Annotated in this window: 16 protein-coding genes and 3 pseudogenes; 7 read left to right on the forward strand and 12 right to left on the reverse strand. The window is 46.9% G+C overall.

What is annotated here, in order from left to right; genetic code table 11:
- Positions 1-34: 34 nt before the first annotated feature.
- The 8 genes and pseudogenes from ACTWJ7_RS00615 to ACTWJ7_RS00650 form a co-directional block, all read right to left on the reverse strand.
- Complete coding sequence (locus ACTWJ7_RS00615) at positions 35-811, reverse strand: TPM domain-containing protein (RefSeq protein ID WP_443146325.1); 777 nt, start codon at positions 809-811, stop codon at positions 35-37.
- A 23-nt stretch (positions 812-834) separates the two neighbouring features.
- Entirely contained in the window at positions 835-1,866 is a 1,032-nt protein-coding gene (locus ACTWJ7_RS00620) for a TFIIB-type zinc ribbon-containing protein (RefSeq protein ID WP_079344906.1), read from the reverse strand.
- Positions 1,867-1,914: 48 nt separating this feature from the next.
- Positions 1,915-2,619 (reverse strand): PspA/IM30 family protein, encoded by a 705-nt coding sequence (locus tag ACTWJ7_RS00625; protein WP_301881033.1) that lies wholly within the window; start codon positions 2,617-2,619, stop codon positions 1,915-1,917.
- A 192-nt stretch (positions 2,620-2,811) separates the two neighbouring features.
- Entirely contained in the window at positions 2,812-3,681 is an 870-nt protein-coding gene (locus ACTWJ7_RS00630; RefSeq protein ID WP_301249505.1) for a carbohydrate ABC transporter permease, read from the reverse strand.
- A 122-nt stretch (positions 3,682-3,803) separates the two neighbouring features.
- A complete protein-coding gene (locus ACTWJ7_RS00635) occupies positions 3,804-4,553 on the reverse strand; it encodes a carbohydrate ABC transporter permease (RefSeq protein ID WP_443145054.1) in 750 nt (249 codons plus the stop codon).
- Between the two features lie 70 nt (positions 4,554-4,623).
- Positions 4,624-5,936, reverse strand: a pseudogene (locus ACTWJ7_RS00640) (extracellular solute-binding protein).
- Between the two features lie 111 nt (positions 5,937-6,047).
- A complete protein-coding gene (locus tag ACTWJ7_RS00645) occupies positions 6,048-7,634 on the reverse strand; it encodes a response regulator (protein ID WP_301881036.1) in 1,587 nt (528 codons plus the stop codon).
- Positions 7,622-9,451 (reverse strand): cache domain-containing sensor histidine kinase, encoded by a 1,830-nt coding sequence (locus ACTWJ7_RS00650; RefSeq protein ID WP_301881038.1) that lies wholly within the window; start codon positions 9,449-9,451, stop codon positions 7,622-7,624. Before ACTWJ7_RS00650 ends, ACTWJ7_RS00645 begins: the two co-directional genes overlap by 13 nt.
- Positions 9,452-9,654: 203 nt before the next feature.
- On the opposite strand from ACTWJ7_RS00650, the gene ACTWJ7_RS00655 reads away from it, so the two are divergent.
- The 7 genes and pseudogenes from ACTWJ7_RS00655 to ACTWJ7_RS00685 all read left to right on the forward strand — a co-directional run bounded on the left by ACTWJ7_RS00655 (position 9,655) and on the right by ACTWJ7_RS00685 (position 16,779).
- A complete protein-coding gene (locus ACTWJ7_RS00655; protein WP_443145055.1) occupies positions 9,655-9,873 on the forward strand; it encodes a hypothetical protein in 219 nt (72 codons plus the stop codon).
- 32 nt (positions 9,874-9,905) lie between these two features.
- Entirely contained in the window at positions 9,906-10,622 is a 717-nt protein-coding gene (locus ACTWJ7_RS00660; RefSeq protein WP_443145056.1) for a PrpR N-terminal domain-containing protein, read from the forward strand.
- Positions 10,619-11,362 carry a helix-turn-helix domain-containing protein gene (locus ACTWJ7_RS00665; RefSeq protein WP_443145057.1) on the forward strand — a complete coding sequence of 248 codons (744 nt, stop codon included), beginning with the start codon at positions 10,619-10,621 and terminating at the stop codon, positions 11,360-11,362. Before ACTWJ7_RS00660 ends, ACTWJ7_RS00665 begins: the two co-directional genes overlap by 4 nt.
- Before the next feature lie 164 nt (positions 11,363-11,526).
- Positions 11,527-12,513, forward strand: a complete 987-nt coding sequence (locus tag ACTWJ7_RS00670; protein WP_024629477.1) for a 2-keto-3-deoxygluconate permease — start codon at positions 11,527-11,529, stop codon at positions 12,511-12,513.
- A 62-nt stretch (positions 12,514-12,575) separates the two neighbouring features.
- Positions 12,576-13,871 carry a four-carbon acid sugar kinase family protein gene (locus ACTWJ7_RS00675; RefSeq protein WP_301881041.1) on the forward strand — a complete coding sequence of 432 codons (1,296 nt, stop codon included), beginning with the start codon at positions 12,576-12,578 and terminating at the stop codon, positions 13,869-13,871.
- Positions 13,868-14,867: pseudogene (gene pdxA, locus ACTWJ7_RS00680) on the forward strand (4-hydroxythreonine-4-phosphate dehydrogenase PdxA). Before ACTWJ7_RS00675 ends, pdxA begins: the two are co-directional and overlap by 4 nt.
- Before the next feature lie 190 nt (positions 14,868-15,057).
- Entirely contained in the window at positions 15,058-16,779 is a 1,722-nt protein-coding gene (locus tag ACTWJ7_RS00685; protein WP_301881197.1) for a sulfatase-like hydrolase/transferase, read from the forward strand.
- A gap of 27 nt (positions 16,780-16,806) precedes the next feature.
- Here ACTWJ7_RS00685 and ACTWJ7_RS00690 read toward each other — a convergent pair.
- The 4 genes and pseudogenes from ACTWJ7_RS00690 to ACTWJ7_RS00705 all read right to left on the reverse strand — a co-directional run bounded on the left by ACTWJ7_RS00690 (position 16,807) and on the right by ACTWJ7_RS00705 (position 22,199).
- Positions 16,807-17,932 (reverse strand): annotated as a pseudogene (locus ACTWJ7_RS00690) (glycoside hydrolase family 88 protein).
- Positions 17,933-17,964: 32 nt separating this feature from the next.
- Positions 17,965-20,307: a helix-turn-helix domain-containing protein gene (locus tag ACTWJ7_RS00695; RefSeq protein ID WP_301881043.1), complete on the reverse strand. Its 2,343-nt coding sequence runs from the start codon at positions 20,305-20,307 to the stop codon at positions 17,965-17,967.
- A gap of 51 nt (positions 20,308-20,358) precedes the next feature.
- The gene (locus ACTWJ7_RS00700) at positions 20,359-21,243 is read right to left on the reverse strand and encodes a carbohydrate ABC transporter permease (protein ID WP_301881044.1); all 885 of its coding nucleotides are present in this window, start codon (positions 21,241-21,243) and stop codon (positions 20,359-20,361) included.
- Between the two features lie 29 nt (positions 21,244-21,272).
- Positions 21,273-22,199, reverse strand: a complete 927-nt coding sequence (locus ACTWJ7_RS00705; protein WP_443146326.1) for an ABC transporter permease — start codon at positions 22,197-22,199, stop codon at positions 21,273-21,275.
- Between the last annotated feature and the right edge of the window lie 39 nt (positions 22,200-22,238).

Genomic DNA, 22,238 nt, shown 5'->3' on the forward strand with positions numbered 1-22,238 from the left:
TTCCCATCCCTTCTATTTGGACATTCCCCTTATTCTAGAAAGATCTGCTGCTTCCGCTATGCGAATGACCACCTCGGCTGGTACCTCCGCCTCCACCGCCTCCGCCACCGTTGTTATTGTTTTTCTCGATTTTGCGTTTGGTTACGGTGGTACGGATATAGCGATCCTGACGATCAATTACACTGGAATTACTTGAATCTTCATAAGTAGCACGATTAACTGTAACTCGCCCACCGGAACGATAGGCCATTACCCCAACAGCAATGCCTCCAATGGCTACTGACGCAATGAGTTGGAACCAAATATTGAAGAGGATATTATCTGGATTCACTCCCGGCTTAATTCCCATATATTCGTAGGACAGCTTGATATACTTTTCAAAAGCCAGTTTATAATTCCCCTCCGTCACATCTGGTGCAATCTTGGCTGTAATTTTATCGGCTCTGCCGTTGTCGATATACTCTTCCCCTTTATAAAAGCCAGCCAAATACATCTTCCGGTTATACATGTCAATTGTCAAAATAACTGCATTGCCATGAGCCTTATCGTAACCAAGTCCCTGATCGTCGTAGAAATCCTCGGTCAGCAACTTTTCACTCTTCTGCTGCTCATTATTTGAAGTATAAATAACGAAGTCCGTCTGCCTTTGGGCTCCATACTCATTCGCCAGTGCATTCAGTTCACTTTTCTCCTGCTCATTCAACAGATTAGCTTCATCGTATACCAGGTTTTTGCTGTCGGCTGCCGATGCCACTGACATTGGAATCAATGGAGAAACGAGAGTAATCACCAATAAAATGAGCGTCGCCATCCATGCCAGATGTTTTCTTTTTCTCACAGGAATCCACCTCCCATCATCCAGGAGACCAGTTTCAATGACAACAAAGAAACGGCTGAAATTCCTGCGAACCATCCGGCAACTTTAGCTTTACTAATGGGCGGTTTTCCCACCACTTTACCTGTCTGACCATTCATGGCGAAAGTATACTGCGAACGGTTGTAGTCATAATAAACCATCCATACCGGGAGCAGCACATAGTCTGCATTTTTTAACGTGGTATCAATCTGTTTGTCCGTGTAGCTGACACTGCTATAGCCCGAAACCGTTGAAGCAATATAGGAATCGATATAAGAGCTCGTTTTTTCCTTGGCACGCGGGTATAGTTCCTCATCGGTATAACTATATTTTTCAGCAATATACCCGGCGAGATACGGGGTTTTGAAAAGCTTTAACTGGTTATACGGAAAAGGCTCCAGCTTATCCATCAGTTCATCTTTCATTTTTTCCGAAGCGTCAATGGGCAGATTCACATAATTAAGCCGGATTCTCCGGTAAATATCGAAATGCTGCGTTTCCGTGTAATGGTAGTCACCCTGCGTGTAAGTCCTGATTTTTGTGCCACGGCCATGAACTTCGATTTTGTTATGTAACTCATATAACCAGAAAGGCACGTATATCCCGGTAATGCTCTTGACCCGGTCAGCTGTCATGAATCCGCTAGGTGTCAGCAAGCCGTTTCTGCACCACTTTTTGAACGCCTGCTTGGCCTCATCCTTACTGATTGAAAAGGGAATGACCATTGCCGGTGCCAGATCTCCCGTCAGTCGATCACTCAGAACAACGGCAGCTCCACAGAAGCTGCATGTCGTAGCACTTGTCTCCGGCTCAGTCACAATATCCGCGCCGCAGCTGTTACAGTGATACTCCTTGACCTCATTCTCCGTGAACACTTGTTTCTTCAGCGGATCGGGGAGCTGTTCGATATTATCCTGTCGTCCGCAGCTGGGGCAGGATAATGCTCCAGTTGCACTATCAAAAAGCATTCCACTGCCGCAGTTGGGACATTTGTATTCGATTACCGGCATTTGCTCACCTCAATGTTTAACGAAATGTATGACACTATATATATGTCTTTATTTATCTTCCAATTTCTTCTGTATTGCTGCAAGCTCTTCCTCTGGACTCGGCGTCACCTGTGCATTATTACCCGCTTCGGCATTCATTTGTTGCTCCAATTGCGCAATTAACACATCCAGATCATCTTCCTGTGCCTCAGCACGCAGTTCAGCCAAAGCCTCAGCTTCGTTAAGCGCCTGATTCGCTTTGTCTTCCATAGCCTTGAAAGCAGCGTTCGCTTTGGAAGCCGAGGCGTTCCGTTCATTGGCCTGTTGTTGCGCTTGGGCAGCCGCCATCCTGCCCTTCAGCTCTGCATGCCGTGATTCCAATTGTCTCATATCCGCAACCAGCTTCTCATGCATATGCTTCATCATTTTGGCTTTGGCAGAAGCCCGGTCATAGGCAGCTTGTAATTCATTCCGTTTCTCAGCCTGCTCTGCCTTCTTTTCGAGAAAACTACGTGCTTTGTCTTCATCACCGGACTCCGCAGATTTTTCTGCATATCGCTGTAGTTTCTTAATCTCTGCGGTGCATTCGTCCAAAGCCCTCTTCGCCCTGTTCTCATCCGAGAGAACCGCAGCAGTCTCTGCCTTCACCTGACCCAGATCACTGCTCAAGCTCCGCATATATTCATTCACGGTCTTCTCCGGATCTTGCGCCCGAGCCAGCATATGGTTAACATTCGCTTTCATCACGTCCCTAAACCTCGATAAGATTCCCACAACAAGTTCCTCCTTCGATCAGTTCATATGTACTATAATACATGATTATGTGGTTGAAGGTTTCAATATTGAGAGCATGCATCGTTCCAGACCCAAACAGCAAAAGGCCGTCCTCGTCATAAATGACATGGGACAGCCCGCTTCAACGCAAATTAGAAATCCTCATGCCATCCTTGGCTTTTTATCTCCTTCTTAGCCCTTGATCGCGCCCGCGATCATGCTCTTCTGCACCTGTTTGTTCAGAAGTAAATAAATAATAAGGGTTGGCAAAGTGGTTATCATGAGTCCCGCTCCGATAATCCCCCACTGCGTAATGTACGTCCCCACCATGGACATCATACCCACCGTGAGCGTCTGATACGCCTCATTATTAATAAACGTGACTGCAAACATCAACTCGTTCCAGCAGGCGAGAAAGGTAAAGATGGCAACCGTAGACACCGCAGGACGAACAAGTGGCATAATAATGGAGAAAAATGTTTTGTATACTCCACAGCCATCGATAACCGCTGCTTCTTCCAGTTCGCGAGGAACCCCCTTAAAAAAGCTGCCCAAAATAAACACAGCCATCGGAATGCCAAACGCAACATAAGGAATGATGAGCGACCAATACGTATTCAGTAATCCTACATTTTTCAATATAATAAACAAAGGCAGCAACGTCGCATGGATGGGAACCATAATACCCAGAAGGATCAGGGTCATCGTGAGCCCGCTCCATTTCCAGTTCATCCTCGTAATCGCGTATCCCGTCATAGAGGCGAGAATTAATACAAGAATAATGGAGATGATCGTCACCAACACGCTGTTAAAAAAATAACTCAACACATGTCCGTCCGATAACGCCCGGCTGTAGTTGCTCCACAGAAATGTTTTGGGAAAAGCTGCAACATCACCGCTGAATATCTCGCTATTATCTTTGAGGGAGAAGAAAGCAAGCCAGACGAGTGGATACATCTGGATGACGGCCACGATCATCAAAAACAGATGCAACAGGATTTTTCCCCACGGTTTTGGTTTCGGGGACGACAGTACCACTTCAACCGTACTCAGTGTTCTCACCCCCTACTCGGTTTTGAACCATTTATTGATAATTACAGTGCAGATCAGACATTCCAGAATGATAAAGACAGATATTGCACTTCCATAGCCATACCTGTACATTCCAAAAATCGTCGTATACATCAACGTGCTTGGCACTTCGGTCGTAAACAGCGGCCCCCGCCCGTCAGTACATAGATCAGATCGAACACTTTAAAGGCCCCAATGACCGAAAAAATAAGACATACTTTGAGTATGGGCCTCATCAGCGGAATCGTAATCGAACATGCGGTTCGCAGGCGGGAAGCACCATCCATTTTGGCCGCCTCCACAATATCCTGCGAAATGGACTTCGCGCCTGCGTACATCAGCAGCATGTGATAACCGACATACTGCCACAGAGTTGGCACAAAGGAGGCCGTAAGGGCCGTGTCCTTCTGTCCAAGCCAGTCCTGGGCCAGATGAGACAGCCCTATACTCTCCAGCAAAGCATTCAGAAGTCCATAGTCGGCGTTATAGATTTTGGACCATAACTGTGCAATGACAACGGTTGAGATCAGAACAGGTATAAAGTAGACCGTACGATAAAACCCTTCTCCCTTTACATTTGAAGCCAGTACAAGCGCTAACACCAGCGAGATCGGCAGCTGGATGAACACCGATGCCCCCGCGAACAGCAGCGAATTTTTAATCGAATTCAATACTCGTGGGTCTTTAAACATTTCAACATAATTATCCAGTCCGACAAACACACCTTTGCCAATGCCGTTCCAATCCAGCAGACTATAATAACCGGAGACAAAAATCGGAATGAGTACAATACCGCAGAAGAGTATAAGTGTTGGCAAAACAAATATCGCAATCGTCGTTTTATTGGAAAATACCGCGTTCATGATCATCCTCCTCTCCAAGTTGCAGTCAGGGTGCAGCCCTGACTGCAATCTTGTTTTGGGTTTCCATGGATTAGAGACTTAATTCCGTTGGTTTCAGCTGTGCCATCTGTTCACAGAATTCTTCGGGAGTCACATCTCCCGCCAATAGCTGTGCAATCAGGTTTTTATGCGCCTCTGCCGATTCCGCGGGTAAAATGTTGTCCCACCAGGCAATGAATGAAGTCGCCGTTTTCATGATTTCCGCACTGGATTGATCGAGCGTGGATAATCCCGATGTATCCAGATCGTCCGTGTTCCAGCTAGGGAGCCCTGCCCCTGCCAGATAGCCTTGCGTGCCCAACTGCTCACTCAAATACTGGAGAAACTCAACCGCTTCTTGGGGATGCTCGGTGTTTTTGCTAATGTAGAAGCCATCCACCGCTCCACCGAAAATCTCTGTACTCGTTCCTTTTCCATCTTCAAATACAGGAAAAGGAATGACCTGAACGTTGCCATTGGTTGCCGAGGATGGATCTTCAATACCCGCATTGACCCAGTTGGCCTGGAACATCATTGCTCCATTCCCTGCATTGAACGCACCTAACATTTCATCATAACCCATGCTGAACATGCTGCTGTTAAATGCCCCGACTTTGGCCAGTTCCTGCATCTTCGCAGCCGCCGCAATAAAATCGGGGGAATTCCATTTTGCAGGGTCCTTGAACGCTTCAATGACCGCTTCATTCCCTGCCTGCCGCATCGCAATGATGTCATACCAGTACATGCCTGGCCAGCGATCCTTTTCGCCCATGAGAGCCGGGGTGATACCGGCAGCTTTCAATTTTTCTATTGCATCAAGCAGTTCCGTATAGGTTGTCGGCAGTTTGGCTCCCGCCTGCTCGAACAGCTTCGTATTCACATAAAGATTAGCAATATGGGTGTACACCGGAAGGGTGTAGATTTTCCCGTCCTTTTCAATCGCCTCTGCCATGCCTGGAGCCATTCTTTTTTGAGATCATCAGTAATGTACTTGGTTATTTCCAACACATTCCCGGATTGGATATAAGGCTCCATAAAACTTCCTCCACCCATACCATAAAACAGATCAGGCGCCTCGCCTGCGGCAATGGATGTCTTGATTTTCGTTTTATATTGTTCCCCGGTTGTGCCTGTCCGTACAATCTGGATGTCGGGATGTTCGTTGTTCCATTTCTCGATGATTTGCGGCAATAATTTGGCCGACGGATCAGTATTGCCTACGGACTGATCCCACAGCTTCAAGGATACGCTTCCACTTCCACCTGAGCCTGTCCCCTCCGTTGACCCGGATGAACATGCGGCCAAGCTGCCTGCAATACCCAACGCCATTACCATAGCCAGCGATTTTCTTAATAGCGCTTTCATCTTGTGACCTCCCTAATCGTTTTGTTCTACTCGTATTATTTTAGGGAACCCTCTCCGGTATCACCATTTAGAAAACGCACAATCGCTTTTAAAATTCCAACATCTTTCAGATTATGATTTGCGTTGTCTGTATTCATTCATGGATCTGCCCACGCTTTTTTTGAATAAAACACTGAAATATTGCGGGTCTGTGATGCCAACCTGCTCCCCAATCTCATACCCCTTCAATTGAGTCTGCTTCAACAGTAACTCTGCCCTTTTCATGCGTAAATTCGTAAGGTACTCCACAAAGGTTTTCCCTGTCTCCTTCTTCATCAACCTTCCCAAATGACCCGGACTGACAAAGAAGGCCTCGGCGGTACTCGCCAGACCTACATCAGGATCACTCATCCGATCTTCCAGATACTCTTTTACCTGACTAATCAGGTTGTCTTCCTTGATCTGGTTTTTGGAATGCACCATTTCGGTAACATCTCGGATGTAACGTTCCAACAATATATATAATTCCGGGAGATGATCCGCAGTAAGAATGGAAACCAGTGTTTCTTTGTTAAGGACCTGCTCATTTTCCATCTGCTGTTCCATGACTGCTCGCTGACATTCGGTAATTACGTCCATTGCCGCGAGGCGGAACTGTGACACACTTGAAAAGGACACGTTAAAAATATGATTCAGCATTTCAACAGCACGCTCAACAGAACCGACACTGATGTAAAATTGCAATTGCTGAAGAAGGTCGGCGTTGGATCGATAGGCCTGTTCCCTGTTCTCCACGATATCCTCGAAGAAGACAACCTGATTTTTACCGACAAAGGCTTGGTAATGCAAAGCGCGACAGGCTTCCTGATATGCCTCTGGTCCCTCTGCTGCACGGCCGTGTTTGCGTCCGATACCCATGCTCACAGAGCAGGGATAAACTCTGGTTAGAAGGGGGATGAGCACTTCGCCATGCTGAATTAAATCGACAACTGAATTCAAGGCGATGAGCACAATCCGGTTGAGCGTGTCCGTCAAACGAATAACGCTTGGTTCTTTCTCATAAAATGCGTCTAGCTCGTTTCTGCATTTCATGCTCAGCAAAATCAGTTGCTCCTCCGACTCCTTGGCCGACGCCGTGGAAATTTCGATAACCGCTATCTGGATTTCATTAACCTCCAGAAGCATCGGAATACTGAAATATACCGCTTTCTCCAGGATTTCAGCCTGCGTCATGATAGCGCCATTCAACCATTGCAGCATAAATTTTTCCCTGAGATATGGAAAATTACGTTCCAAATCTGCTCTGAGTCTTCGGGTTTCCTGTTCACGCGCCCGCTCCTCTTCGAACATGATTCTGAGCTTATCCGTCACTGTAAGAAGTTCCGCAGCACGAATAGGTTTTAATATAAAATCCACAATGCCAATCTGGATGCTCTTGCGTGCATACTCAAACTCATCATGCCCTGTGACCACCACGATTTTAATAGCCGGGTACTTCTTCAGAATCACTCGGCTTAATTCAATTCCATCCATGTTAGGCATATAAATATCCGTAAAAATGATATCCGGCTTCTGCTTGTCCACTAAAACAAGGGCCTCTTGTGCATTAGAGGCTTCACCCGCGATCCTCATCCCTTGCTTCTCCCAGTCGATACGCATACGAAGCAAGTTCCGTATTAGATATTCATCGTCCACGATTAATACGTTCAATGGTTCCATGATGCATCTGCTCCCCTCGGTATTTTTATCATGATCGTCGTTCCTTTCCCAGGTTCACTATGTATTGTTATGCAGTCTTGTATGCCATAAAACATTCGCAGTCGCTCCATCGTTCCCCACAGGCCAAAGCTTCTGATCTCGCCTTTTCGTTCCGTATGGAGAATCTGGACCATCTCATCATCCGACATGCCCACCCCATCATCGGATATAGTCAGGCTCACCCCGTCTTTTGTTTTGCTCGCGTTGATCCAGATCGTTCCCTTCGTGCCTTTTGGGCGAATACCATGGTAGAGTGAATTTTCAGCCAATGGCTGCAGCACCAGCTTAGGAATAGGCAGCAGCGAACAGTCCTCATCCACCCGGAATTCAATATCAAAGGTGTCCTGATAACGCGTACTCTGAATCTTCATGTAGTTTCGAACAATCTCGACTTCTTCTCCAATCGTAATTACTTCACGACCTTTGCTGACACTCATGCGATAATATGTACCCAGCGCTTCCAAAAGTTCGCATACCTGATGATTGCGACCGGACAGAGCCAGCGAAGTGATGGAATCCAGCGTGTTATATAAGAAATGCGGTTTGATCTGAGCCTGGAGTGTATTCAGCTCAGCTCTGCGGATAGTGTTCTGCTCTTCCATGATGCGCTTCAGCATTTGGTCAATTTGTTCAATCATCTGGTTGTAGCCCATGAATAGCTGTTTGAATTCATAACTATTCAGTTCCACATTCACTTTCCTGAAATTGCCGCTCGGTGCTTTGTTCATGGAACGTAGAAGCTTATGAATAGGTTTGATGATACTGTTTGAAATGATGAACGAGCTAACAAAAAAGACTGTTCCATTAATAATTAACAGAAGCAGCGCGAGTAACACCAGTGACTTATTTCGGGTATCCACCCTGTCATATGGATTCATACTGATGAACTTCCAATGCTCCTGCCCATCCGATCTGTACGAGACCGCATATTTCTGTGATCCGTTACTCAGCGTAAGCGATCCTGAGCTTCTCTGCTTGAAATGTTGCTCCAGTTCATCTTGGTGCGCAGCAAGAATCTCCTGAAAAGTGGTATTGCTTGGGTCCACGGTGGAATTATCGACAATGATCTGATTATGCTCATCCAGAATAGCGATCTGAAACGAATCCTGGGTGATCAGATTGGCGTATGCTTGGGCAAACGATTGCCCTTTAATATTCATAACCAACACCCCGAGTGGGGAAGTATCGTCGAGATCCCGAATCATTCGAATAAAGGAGACAAACTGTTCATCCTCCGGATCTGCAGGTACAGCATCGCTGGCATGGTGTATCAGCATATATTTTCCTTTATTGCTCAAGGCCTGCTTATACCACAACGCTTCCTCAACGTTCGCTTCCAGAAATGTAGGCAATTCCTCTGTCCCAACGGTGAATCGATGCCCTGAATTATCATAAATATGTACCGAATCAATCATTGGAACCGCTTGCATAAGATTGTACAAATATGTACTAACCTTGGCCTGGGTTTGCAGGTTGGCATATACATCCCCTTGCCTTAGCAGGTCCTGCAAGTTATGATCCGAGAAAATCATTTTGGAATAGTTGTTTACATTCTCAATGATCAGCTCCACATTTGTTTGGATGGATGTAATGGTTTGCAACGACGTTTCATTAATCTTCTTCTGGGCCGAGTTCGAAGATATTTGGCTGAGTACCATATAACTGAATGCAACTGTGAGCAATATGATTACAAAATAAGCAAATGGTATTTTAAAAGCTAGTTTCTTCGGCTTGTTGTGAATAAATGATCGCAATTCATCAATCCACTTTATGATCATTGTCGTCCCCGCTCTATATGATCTGTATTGTGCTGACCCTATGTTTCATTATAGCCGTAGCCCTGTTTATCTCAATGGACGAAATAAAAACCAGCCTGCCCATGTGACCGGCAAGAGACTGACGCGAACCAGGGATGCCATTCCTCTGCAAGTTGGCTATAATAAGGAAAGTCCTCTGGTCTGATGTACCAGAAGGAACATGAATGATTTTTATAAAAGGCAGGAAAATTATGCGTACACGAGTTCATATTATCGCTCCTTACGAATCCATGACTACTATTATAGAAGAATGCATTCCGCAATTTCCCCAGTTAGCCATTCAATATGAGGTAGGCGATTTGATGAAAGGCGCCGAATTGGCGGCCCAGGCTGAACGAAACGGGGCGGAGATTATGATTAGCCGCGGGGAACGGCTCAGCTAATCAAGGAAGCAGTAACCATTCCCGTCATTGATGTGCAGCTGTCCGGATATGACATGATTCGTTCGTTGACGCTGGCAAGCCAGTTCAACGGCCAAACGGCTATCGTCGGCTTTGCCAATATTACTTCAGGTGCACAGTCCATTATCGATCTCATGGAACTGCCTTTAAAGGTATATACCATACACAGCTCGGAGGAAGTGGCAAGGCTGCTGCTGGAGCTGAAGGCGTCAGGATACCGTCAGATTGTTGGCGATGTCATCACCGTGAATACGGCCAAAACCTATGGAATGGAAGGTCTACTGATCCAATCCGGCAAGGAATCGATTCTTAGAGCCCTTGAAGATGCACAGTTGGTATATCGTTATTTGAGCAAAAATCATGCGGTATCGATCATCTTGAATAACCTGGTGACCAAGGAGCATCCAAATCTCATTATTTTGGACGACCAGAACGAAGTTGTATTCGAGAATTTGACTGATTTTGAGCAGAATCCGCTGACCGATAATCACATTTATCTTACTAATACCAACCTGGATTTCCACCAGTCCCAAGTTCAGAATGTGTTCATCGTGGATGATTATCAACTTACGGTGACGGCCTATGAAACGACGTTAAGTAACAAAATCTATAAAGTCTACTCCCTTGAAAAAGGACAGCCTTATGCATTTGCACAATTTGGCATAACGGCGTATACCTATATATCCATGGAACCGATTGTTGCCGAATCCCTGCGATGCAGGCGGTATTGAAGAACATCCGCGCTCTTTACGAGAACCATGAACCTATCTATCTGCTAGGTGAAGCGGATTCGGGTAAATCTTTTCTGGTAAAACATATTCATCAGATGTATTCCAGCGGTGGGCTGATGCTCCAAATCGATCTTGCCCAGGTTCCTCCCGGTCATTTGCACAAAATCCCACTTTCCAAGGTCCGAAACGTGGAAATAAATCATTTGGGAAATGGCCCATCGGAAGAGGAACTGACCTCATTCATTCAGGCTTGTCTACAGAGGCAGATTGGGGTATTCATCCTGGGCGAACAGGGACTTCATACAAATGCAACACTGGACATCGAGCTGAATACAATCATTATGCCAAGCCTTGTGGACAGGCAAGAGGATCTTGCTCCACTGATCCAGCATTTCCTCAGCGATTATTATCAGAAGTATGGAACGGTTGCGGTCAAAATGAAAGAGGACGCGCTGCAACTAATCAGAGATCAAGTCCCGCATATGACAGTGAACCAGTTGAGGCATCTAATCAAACAGGCTGCACTGAATGAACAGGATTACGTGATCTCAGCCGAGACCTTGTCGCATCTGCTTGGTGAACAACCCTCATCGAATACGATGAAGCTAAGTGGTACGCTGAAAGAAATCGAAAAAGAGATTATTCAATTCGTTCTGCATGAGGAAAACAATAATCAATCCAAGGCGGCCGACCGCTTGGGGATTAACCGTGCCACGTTATGGCGTAAACTTAAAGAATAACTTTAGGTTTACGCTTTTTTACGACTATGTATGTTGCATTATTAAACACTTTAATAATTAATTTAAATTTACAATAATTAAGCGTTGCTAAAACAAACAATATGGGATAACATAATCCCTGCAAACGCTTTATAAAAACGATTACTTCATAAGGAGCCACTACTATGAACATTAAAGCAACATTAGATCGTATTCCTGGCGGTATGATGGTTGTTCCCCTGTTGCTCGGCGCAACCATTAACACATTCTTTCCGAATGCTTTGCGAATCGGAGGTTTCACGGAAGCCCTGTTCGTAAACAGTTCAAGCACGTTGATTGCCCTGTTCCTGTTAATTGCCGGTACGCAAATCACGTTCAAGACGGCAGGTTCTTCGGTTGGTAAAGGCGTTACATTGCTTGTGTTCAAGTGGGCAGTTGGTGCAATATTAGGTTTGATCGCCATATTCTTTGCTGACTCCAATGGATTATTCCTTGGTTTGGCACCGCTTGCAATTATCGCCGCCATGACGAATTCCAATGGTGGACTGTACATCGCATTGGCCGGACAATACGGCAAAGAAGATGACAAGGCGGCTTATCCTTTCCTCGCGCTCAGCGATGGACCGTTCCTCACCATGGTTGCTCTTTCCATTTTCGGTGCGATGGGCTTTGCCAACGGCATGTTCTCCCCGATGTCCTTTGTAGCTGTACTGCTTCCGCTTATCGTCGGCGTTATTATCGGTAATCTGGATCGAAACTTGGCTGAATGGCTGCATAAAGGCAGTGACAAGCTCGTTCCTTTCTTCGCCTTTTCACTGGGTATGGGAATTAACTTCTCGTCGATCATTCAAGGCGGACTCAGCGGTATCTTGTTGGGTGTACTGACTGTATTGATCACTGGCGGCGTTGGATTCCTGTTGTTCAGAGCTATTGGTTGGAACCCGATCGTTGGTGCTTCTGAAGGTTCCACAGCCGGTAACGCTGTAGGTACGCCTGCTGCCATCGTGGCTGCAAACGCTTCTTTTGCCCCGATTGCCGAGATCGCTACGGTACAGATTGCTGCAAGTGTTGTGACAACTGCCATCCTGCTTCCGATATTCATCGGATTCCTCTCCAAAAGGCTTGAGAAGTCAGGCGGCGTAGAGAAATACAATCAAAGACCGTCCACATAAATGCATTAAACTTAGCTGACCGGACTTATATTTAATTTTGCTTTCCAAGGAGGGATGACTGCATGAAATTAGCCATTATTGCAGATGATTTGACCGGCGCCAATGACAGCGGGGTGCAGCTTGCCCGTCATGGATTAAAGACAAGCGTACTTTTCAACATGGATGAAGATAACATTCGTCATTACGATGCGGTTGTCTTCGATACCGATAGCCGTTCTATCATACCGGAGGATGCGTATCAGCGGGTACGCCAAGCAGCCGAACTGCTGTTGAGGAACGGATTTAATACCATTTTCAAAAAAATGGATTCGACCATGCGCGGAAACATCGGGATCGAGATTGACGCTTTATACGATGTGGTCAAGCCCGATTTTATGATGATCGCCCCGGGCTATCCCAAGAACAATCGCACCATTCTTAACGGCACGCATTATCTGAACGGCGTTCCACTGGCTGATACCGAAATTGCGAATGATCCGAAGACACCTGTGACCTTATCGTATCTTCCGGATCTGCTCAAGCTCCAGACTAAGTATGAAGTGGGCGAGATTAAGGTGAGTGATCTTGAATCGGGCACAGATCACATAAAGTCACTACTGGAAACCTATAAAGCAAACGACATTCCCTATATCCTCGTCGACTCGACAGATGAGCAGCATCTGGAGCAGGTCCTAAGTATCACCAGCAAACTGGAATATTCATTTGCCTGGGCAGGATCAGCGGGAATTGCCAACTACCTTCCCACTCATTACGGCTTGGGAGCCCAGTCCACGGAATTGACGATTCCTGCGAATCCGGGCCCCATACTCACCGTTGTAGGGAGCGTGAACAAAAACTCCCGTGAGCAGCTCAAGCAATTGCTACAAAAAACCAACATATCAGCAATCGCTTTTCACTCCTTCAAAGCCGTATCCGGTTCAGCAGATCGTGAGCAAGAAATCGATCGTGTGTATGAGGAAGTGAAGGCCAAAGCCGTGGAAGGCAATGACGTTGTCCTCTATTCAACCGCGGAACAGGTCGATATTGAACTGGCACGTGCTACGGGTGAAGTCAGAGGGCTTAATCACACCGAGGTCAGCAATGAAATTGTACGGGCCATAGGTGAGATCTGTGCCAAGCTCTTAGAGAATGGGTATTTCAAAGGTGTATCCATGACCGGCGGAGATACGGCTAAACAAATCTGTATGAAGTGGAATATCAGCGGTTTCGAACTGCTCGATGAGCTTGAAATTGGTGTACCGATATCGAAATTTATTGGAATTGACGATCTGCACGTAATTACCAAAGCGGGCGGATTCGGCAAGCCCGACGTCTTCATCCATGCGATTAAAAAATTAAAAGGAGGAGTTACCGTATGAAACCAACCGTAGGAATTACAATGGGCGATGCAGCAGGCATTGGACCGAGATCATTATGAAAGCATTGGGCCATCAGGAGGTCTACAACAACTGCAATCCACTCGTCATAGGCGATGCGAAAATATTGGAGCGTGTCCTGCCTGTCATCGGATCGAGCCTGAAAGTAAATGCCATTCATGAGCCATCCGAAGCCAAGTATGCATTCGGTACTGTGGACGTCATTGATCTGGATCTCATTCCTGCAGATCTGGAATATGGAAAAGTATCTGCCGTTGCGGGAGATGCAGCATTTCAGTTTCTGGCGAAAGCCATTGATCTGGCCAAAAACAGCAAATCCACTCCATCTGCACGGCGCCTCTGAACAAGGAAGCCCTGCATCTGGGTGGACACTTGTATCCAGGTCACACCGAAATTTTGGCTGATCTGACCGATACCGAGGATTTCTCCATGATGCTGACTACACCCAATCTGCGAGTGATTCACCTTACGACGCATATGGGTCTGATTGATGCCATTGCGAGCATCAACCCGGAAAGAACATACACTGTGGTTAAACTGGCTCATGATACATTGAAAAAAGCTGGCTTCGAGAATCCACGCGTTGCAGTATGCGGTATTAACCCGCATGCGGGCGAAAACGGATTGTTCGGTAATGGTGAAGAGGAAGAAAAACTGCAGCCCGGCATCGAACGTGCGCAGAAGGAAGGCATTAACGTGGTTGGTCCACTCCCGGCGGACACGTTATTCTTCCGCGCTGGCCGTGGCGATTTCGATATCGTTGTTGCTTGTTATCACGATCAGGGACATGCACCGATCAAAGTCATGGGCATTGAAGAAGGTGTGAACATTACAGTGGGTCTCAAAGGCGGGATTATCCGTACTTCTGTAGACCATGGAACGGCTTTTGACATCGCAGGCAAAAACATTGCTGATGACAAAAGCATGCTGGCCGCCATCCGTTCCGCCATTGAGCTTGCACCCAAAACGCAAGTTTAAAGAAACAAAAAGAGCTATGTTAAAGTTACGACCGTTCCCCATGCTCTATAGGGGAACGGTCGTTTTTGTGTATAAGTCATGACGTGGTAAGTGGAAATGGACTTTTCGTAAGCTTCATCACATACCTTAAAGTAAAAACGATTGAGGGTGTGTGAACTCCGTGAACAATACTCCCCCGCCATCTTCTACTATGGAGAAACCGAACTTTCTTGTCATTCTTGTAGATGAGGAGCGGTATCCTCCTATATATGAAAGCAAAGAAATACAGGCATGGCGCAGAGAAAATCTGATTACCCAGGAACGTTTAAAGTCTCACAGCATGGAATTCCATCGGCATTACATCGGATCAACTGCCTGCTGTCCCAGCCGGGCTACCATGTTCACAGGTCAATATCCATCACTGCATGGTGTCAGTCAGACTGTCGGCATTGCCAAGGAATCGTTTGACTCCGACATGTTTTGGCTGAATCCAAATACGGTGCCTACCATGGGGAATTACTTTCGGGCAGCAGGATACGAGACGTATTATAAGGGAAAATGGCACATCTCCAATGCGGATATTATCTCTCCCGGCACCCACCAAAGTGTTCCCAGCTATAACCCCTTGACGGGAGTTCCTGAGCCACACCTGGAAAGTCTGTACCTTCACGCGAGCCGTTTGGAGGAATTTGGGTTCTCCGACTGGATTGGCCCTGATCCCATAGGCAGAAACCCTCGAAACTCCGCTTCTTCCGCCGCGTTTGGCTTAAGTGGACGGGACGAGGTGTACGCCGCAGAAACGGTTCATCTCATTGAATCCCTTGATCGCAGGAAGAATGAAAACCAACATGCTGAGCCCTGGCTCATTGTCTCTTCCTTTGTGAACCCGCATGATATTACGTTATATGGTGATCTCGCCGAGCGCCTGCCCGATTTCAAATTCGAGGTAGACCCAATGCCCCCTGTCGACGCCCCTCCGACGATACACGAGTGGCTGGGCACCAAACCACGTTGTCAGGCGAGTTACAGAGATTTATATCCCAGAGCTTTGCAGCCTATCACCGATCAGAGCTTCTACCGCCAGCTGTATTATCAATTGCAAAAAAATGCGGATCACCAAATGTCTAAAGTGTATGAAGCTCTTACGCGTTCCTCCTTCTATGACAATACCATTGTTATTTTCACATCGGATCATGGTGATCTGTTGGGCGCTCACGGTAATCTTCACCAAAAGTGGTACTGTGCCTATGAGGAATACCTTCATGTTCCTTTTCTGATTCACAATAAACATCTGTTTCCTGAGCAGCAACATGTGCATAGCCTGACAAGTCATGTCGATCTGCTGCCAACGATGCTGGGTCTGGCCCGTATTAACGTTTCCGAAATCCATGGACGATTGCAAAAGAAGTTCAGTGAAGCGCGCCCATTGGTAGGAAGGGATCTTACGCCTCTTATATATGGAAAAAATAATCCGGGACTGACACGGCAACCGGTCTATTTTATGACCGACGACGATGTCACCCGTGGTCAGCACCAAACGAATCCATTAGGCGTACCCTATTCGTCGGTTGTACAACCCAACCACATCGAAACCGTCATTACCACCCTTTATAAAAACAATAAACCGGAAATCTGGAAGTTTTCCCGGTACTTCGATCATGCTCAGTTCTGGAGTCAGCCTGGTGTTAAGGATGTCATCACGCAGCCTGTGGGAAATCCAACTTCAGGGCAATGTGTAACCACAACGAAAACACAACCGGTACAGGATGAATATGAATTGTACAACTTGACGGACGATCCGCTGGAGACCTGCAATTTCGCCCATTCTGCCTATGCTACTCCGCAGACGACGAGCATTCAGCACTGGATGATGCAACTTCTGGAGGAACAGCGGCAACAAAAACGTCTGTATCCTCATCAACCTACGATATAGAGGTATACAAAAACAACAATTCTCATCCTATCGATCGTACCAATAGCCAAGGATACCTCGTTCCAGACGCATCAGCGCCTCAAGATAGAAATAATCGCCCCAGATCGTGTAATCATCAGGTGAATCTCCACCTCTTACGGAGTAGGAGCCATGCTTCAGCAGACCCTCTGCTGTATCCGAGCCCTGCGTGGAATAATGATTAATTAAAGATTTCACGGACGATTCCGCTGCATTCCGAAAAGCCTCCCGCTCAGGATCAGCTTCATCAAGCTGTCCGGCAATTTCCAACAGACCGCAGGCAACAATGGCCGATGCAGAGCTGTCCCTTTTCGTATTAGGTGTCTGCGGGGCATCAAAATCCCAGTACGCTACTTCATCCTCCGGAAGATGGGCAATAAAATAACGGGCGAGACGCTTCGCTGTCTCCAGCATCTCGGCACTTTGCAGATAGCGGCTGCAGAGTGCAAAACCATAAATCCCCCATGCCTGTCCGCGTGTCCAGGTAGAGCCGTCATGGTAGCCCTGATGCGTACCGCCTCGAATAGCCTCTCCGGTATCCTGATCAAAATAAAAAGTATGATAGCTTGAGTCATCCCCACGAACGAGGAAACGGCGGCTTTTCAGCGCATGCAGCTCGGCAACGCGGCGATACTCCTCATTATTCGTCTGCTCATACGCCCAGAACAGCAGCGGAAGATTGAGCAGGCAATCGATAATAATTCGCCCTCCGTTACTCACATCGCCTTTGCGTCCCCAGGCCTGGATTAGTCCAGCTTCCTCCGCCAACGTTTCATCAGCATATCCGCAGCTTCCAGCGTGAGTTTTTTGGCGGCGGCGTCATGCTCCACAATCCATTGTGCCTTGGAAGACAATGAATAGAGGAAGCCAATATCATGATGATCAAATATGATTTTCTGATCCATTCGCCGACGGAAGTTATCGACGCTATTTACGGCTGCCTCACGGAACCTCGGGTCCTGCGTATACTCCGTGCTTAACCACAGAATGCCCGACCAGAATCCTGCCGTCCACTCCGTATTATCATTAAGCACATAATGCTCATCCCCGTTACTAACATGGGAAAGCGCCCCTCGAATCGATCTATGTTGCGCCGGGTGACATTCAATGCATCTTCAATAGCTTTTTTCCACATGAACCGTTCCTCCTCTAGGCAAGTCATATTCTTCAATTCTCTTGCTGGACAAGTCTGCTATTTTGCTTATACTGGCCGGGTGTAATTCCCTCATATTTCTTAAATACACGAATGAACGAATTGCTGTTCAGGAAACCCACCCTCTCAGATACGTCCTGGATCGTCAGTTCCTCTGCCTGTAAAATTTTCTTGGATTGCTCAATTCGATAATGGTTGATGTAATCAATCACGTTGACTCCTGTCTGTTCCTTGAAGTACTTGGAGACATAGGTTGGATGGAAACGAAACCGCTCGGATAAATGGGTCAAACCCAAATTGACATCCGCATAACTCTCATGGATAAATTCCACTAGTTGATCCTTCAATTCCTCACTGCGGGACCGCTTGCGCTCATGCACGGTCTGGCATACCGTCTCCAGTATCCGAAGCAATTCGACCTCAATCTCCTCAAAGGTCTCACATGCATACAATTGCCGGATCAGATCGTTGCGCTGCGTCATCTCGTTCTGGTCGTCCGTCTTGATCTGTTCGGTAGCTTTCAGAAAGGTACCAATCAACTCAAACATCAGACAGCGAGCCAGTTCAACCGACAAGGGCTCTCCTGCGAAATTGGTCATGAGAATTTCGTTCATCACTTCCGTGGAACGGGCATAATTCCCTGTAGCGATATAATTGATGAGCTGTCTCTCCAGATCAAGAGGGTAATACAGCTCCTCCTTGGGCCGACGAATCCGGTTCGGATCAATAATCTGACCGATCCCCAGAATTAGCCTGTATTCCAGCGCTTCTTCCGATTCCCGGAAACAATCCGCGATCTCCGCCATACGGTGATGAACATGGCTGATGCCAACAGAGAAGTACACACAGAATCGGGAGCCAATGAAACGCTGGGCTTCTTCGACTGCATGAATTAACCGATGACTGGTATCCTCCGTATCCTCCTCACACTCCCGAATATTAATCAGGAACGCGATTCTTCCATCAATGTCGACAGAGTATACGTGACCGATCGAGCCAATCATCTCCTCCAGCACATTGGTCAGGATTAGGTGCACAAATTGATGCTTCTCCTCCCTGTCCTGCTCACGAACTCTGGAACGGAACAGTCCTTCAACATCCTCAATGTGCAGGAGCAATACGGCAAATGAATTTGTCTCGAACCGAATGCCAGAGCTTTCCAGGGTCGAAGCAAACTCCTCACCTACTTGTACCCTTCCCTTCATCAACTTGGAGAGCAGACTGCTCCGTATAACGCTTTGCTGATCTTTAAGCCTGTTCGCAAATTGATCCTGTTCTTCCCAGGCTTGGATTAGGACAGACTGCAAGATGCCATATTCATCGTCCGGCTGCTCCAGTTTCCATTTGACCTTATCCGAGATAATGTTCATGATCCGTCCCAGCGGACGGTAATTCCGTCTGGTGAACCACCAGGCTGCCACCCCGCCAAGGATAAGTCCTGCGATAACGCCTCCAAGCGTAATATCGCGGATGACCGTCAGCTTCTTGGCATAGATTCGGGTAGGTATGATGGATACATACTTCCAGTCCTGGATCTTGGAAGAAATCTGCGATATGGTCACGGATTCTCCGTTCCAATCGATGGTTTCCGTTCTTTTCTCAGCATCCTCGAAAAGGTTAAGATCCTCCCCCTTTATGTAAGGGGTTTCAAGTGATCCGGTAGAAAATAACGTTTGACCGTCGTGGTCCAGAATGAACACGGTGCTCTCCTTTTCCAAACGTACATTATCAATGGCTTGCTGGAACCGATTGGGGTCCAGGTTAACGACAAAGGTAGCAGGGCTGCCAGCGCCATTCTGAATCGGAAACGGCTGAATATAGACCAGCGTGTCCTCAATCCGTCGGTCCTCGCTCCGAACCTCCATCTTTCGGTACATGCTTTTACCAGAGTCATGCATAAGCCGGGTCCACGCTTCCTCGGATACATTCGTGCCCTGATAGAATATGTCATATAGATACTTTTTTTGAATGAGTGAAGAAGAGGACAACGCAATATCGGACTGTTTGATATAAATATACAGTTCACTAATCAAGCCGTTTCCGACGCGTGTGGATTTCAGGTTTTTGATCAGATCAATCCCCATAAACCTCCAGCGGGCATCCTGTTCAGACGCGTGATTAATGAAGCTCATGAGTTGGGAGTCGGCCATTAATTGATTGCTGATGCTGCCAATATCGCCAATCTGGTTATCAATAGTTTCCTGCACCTGAGATAACAGCACCATGTTGGAACGATTAACTTCTTCCTCTAGCAGCATGCGAGACTCGGCAAAAACAGCAGCACCGATCACAATGGGAATGAGCAGAATGACCATGTAAGAAATGCCCCAGGACAACAGGATGCTTTTCTTCTTCATGCGTCTCCTCCTCACACTGTGTTATTGGGTATGGCATGGCCTAAAGCAACTCTATTCTTTGATTGCTCCGATCATAACACCTTTAACAAAGTATTTCTGCAGAAATGGATAGATGAACAATATAGGCAGGGTGGCTACCATGACCGTTGCGTATTTTACACTTTCCCCGATGGCCTCTTTGTCCATAGCGGTGGCTCCTGTTGTCATCGAATCCGTACTGTTCTGAATCAGAATTTCCCTTAACACCAGTTGAAGTGGGAACAGGTTCCGGTCCCGAATGTACAGGATCGCGCTAAACCAGGAATTCCAGTGACCGACGCCGTAAAAGAGAATCATCACCGCAATGACGGGCATCGACAATGGTACGACGATCCGCCAGAGAATAAGCATCTCCCCTGCCCCGTCTATACGGGCCGACTCTAGCAGACTTTCTGAGATTTCTGCAAAGGAAGTCCGCATAATAATCAGATTATAGCTGCTGATCAAACCCGGTATAATCAGAGCCCACAGGCTGTTCCCCATATGGAGCGTGTTATTGATCAACAGATAGGACGGGATGATTCCGCCGTTAAAAAACATCGTAAATACAATCGCCAGCATGATCGGATTGCGGAGCATGAAGCTTTTGCGGGACAACGTATACGCCCCCAGAATGGTAAACAGCAGATTCAGCGCCGTGCCCACCACCACAATGAATATCGTGTTCCGGTATCCGGATAGAATGTTGGGGTTGCTCAGTACCAGCTTGTAGCTGTCCATCGTAATGCCTTTGGGAAAAAGCAGCAGACCTCTATGGGCCATGAGCTGACTTGAGTCACTAAGCGACGCATTTAGCACATGCAGCAGTGGATACAAGGTTATGATAATCAGACCTGTCATCAACATTGCGTTCGCACCACCAAACAGCCGCTCTCCAATGGATCTTTTCACTCGCAAAGAAATCCCTCCCTTCACCTCGTTCTTGGTTAGAACAGCTTGGTATTGGATATCACCTTGGACAGGCGATTGGCACCGATTAGCAGCGTAAAGTTAATGACCGACTGGAAGAGACCCACCGCGGTCGTATAGCTGAATTCGGCACTTTCACTTATCCCTTTGCGATAAACAAACGTCGAGATTACATCTGCCGTATCATACACGTTCGGATTATAGAGCAGAATAATTTTCTCGAACCCAATCTCCATCAGTCCACCAATGCGGAGTATGAGGAGAATCATAATCATCGGAATGATGCCGGGAAGCGTGATATGCCACACCTGGCGAAGCCGACTCGCTCCGTCCACGTTGGCAGCATCATAAAGCTCGGGGTTGATGCCGCTAAGTGCAGCCAAATAGATGATGCTGGAAAAACCAAGCTCCTGCCAGATTGATGAGGCGGTATATATGGTACGAAAATTGGCCGGATCGCTAAGAAGTGCGCTGCTCTGACCGCCAAAATAACCAATAATGGTATTAAACAGTCCATCTCGGGACGAAAAATCAACAATCATGCCGCAGATGACGACAATGGAAATAAAATGGGGAATGTACGAGATCGTTTGCACCGTGCGTTTGAAGATCTCATGCCTGAGCTCATTAAGCAGAAGAGCAAGAAGAATGGGAGCCGGGAAACCGAACAACAACTGATAAAAACTTAGCAATAGAGTATTCTTCAGAATTCGCCAGAAATAATAGCTCTGGAAGAAATCCTGAAAATGCTGAAATCCGACCCAATCACTGCCCCATATGCCTTTGCCCACCGAGTAGTCCTTGAACGCAATGATGGCCCCGTACATCGGAAAGTATTTGAAGACGAGAAAATATAAAACGACGGGAAGAGCCATCCAATAGATGGCTTTATTCTTTTTGTAATTAAGCCATAACAAGGAAAGCTTGTGCGACAACTCCTTCATCCCCTTCCTTTTCATTCCAAAGAGGGCGTCCACGGCGGT

Source organism: Paenibacillus sp. 1A_MP2 (assembly GCF_052244825.1).
GTDB classification, from domain to species: domain Bacteria; phylum Bacillota; class Bacilli; order Paenibacillales; family Paenibacillaceae; genus Paenibacillus; species Paenibacillus vandeheii.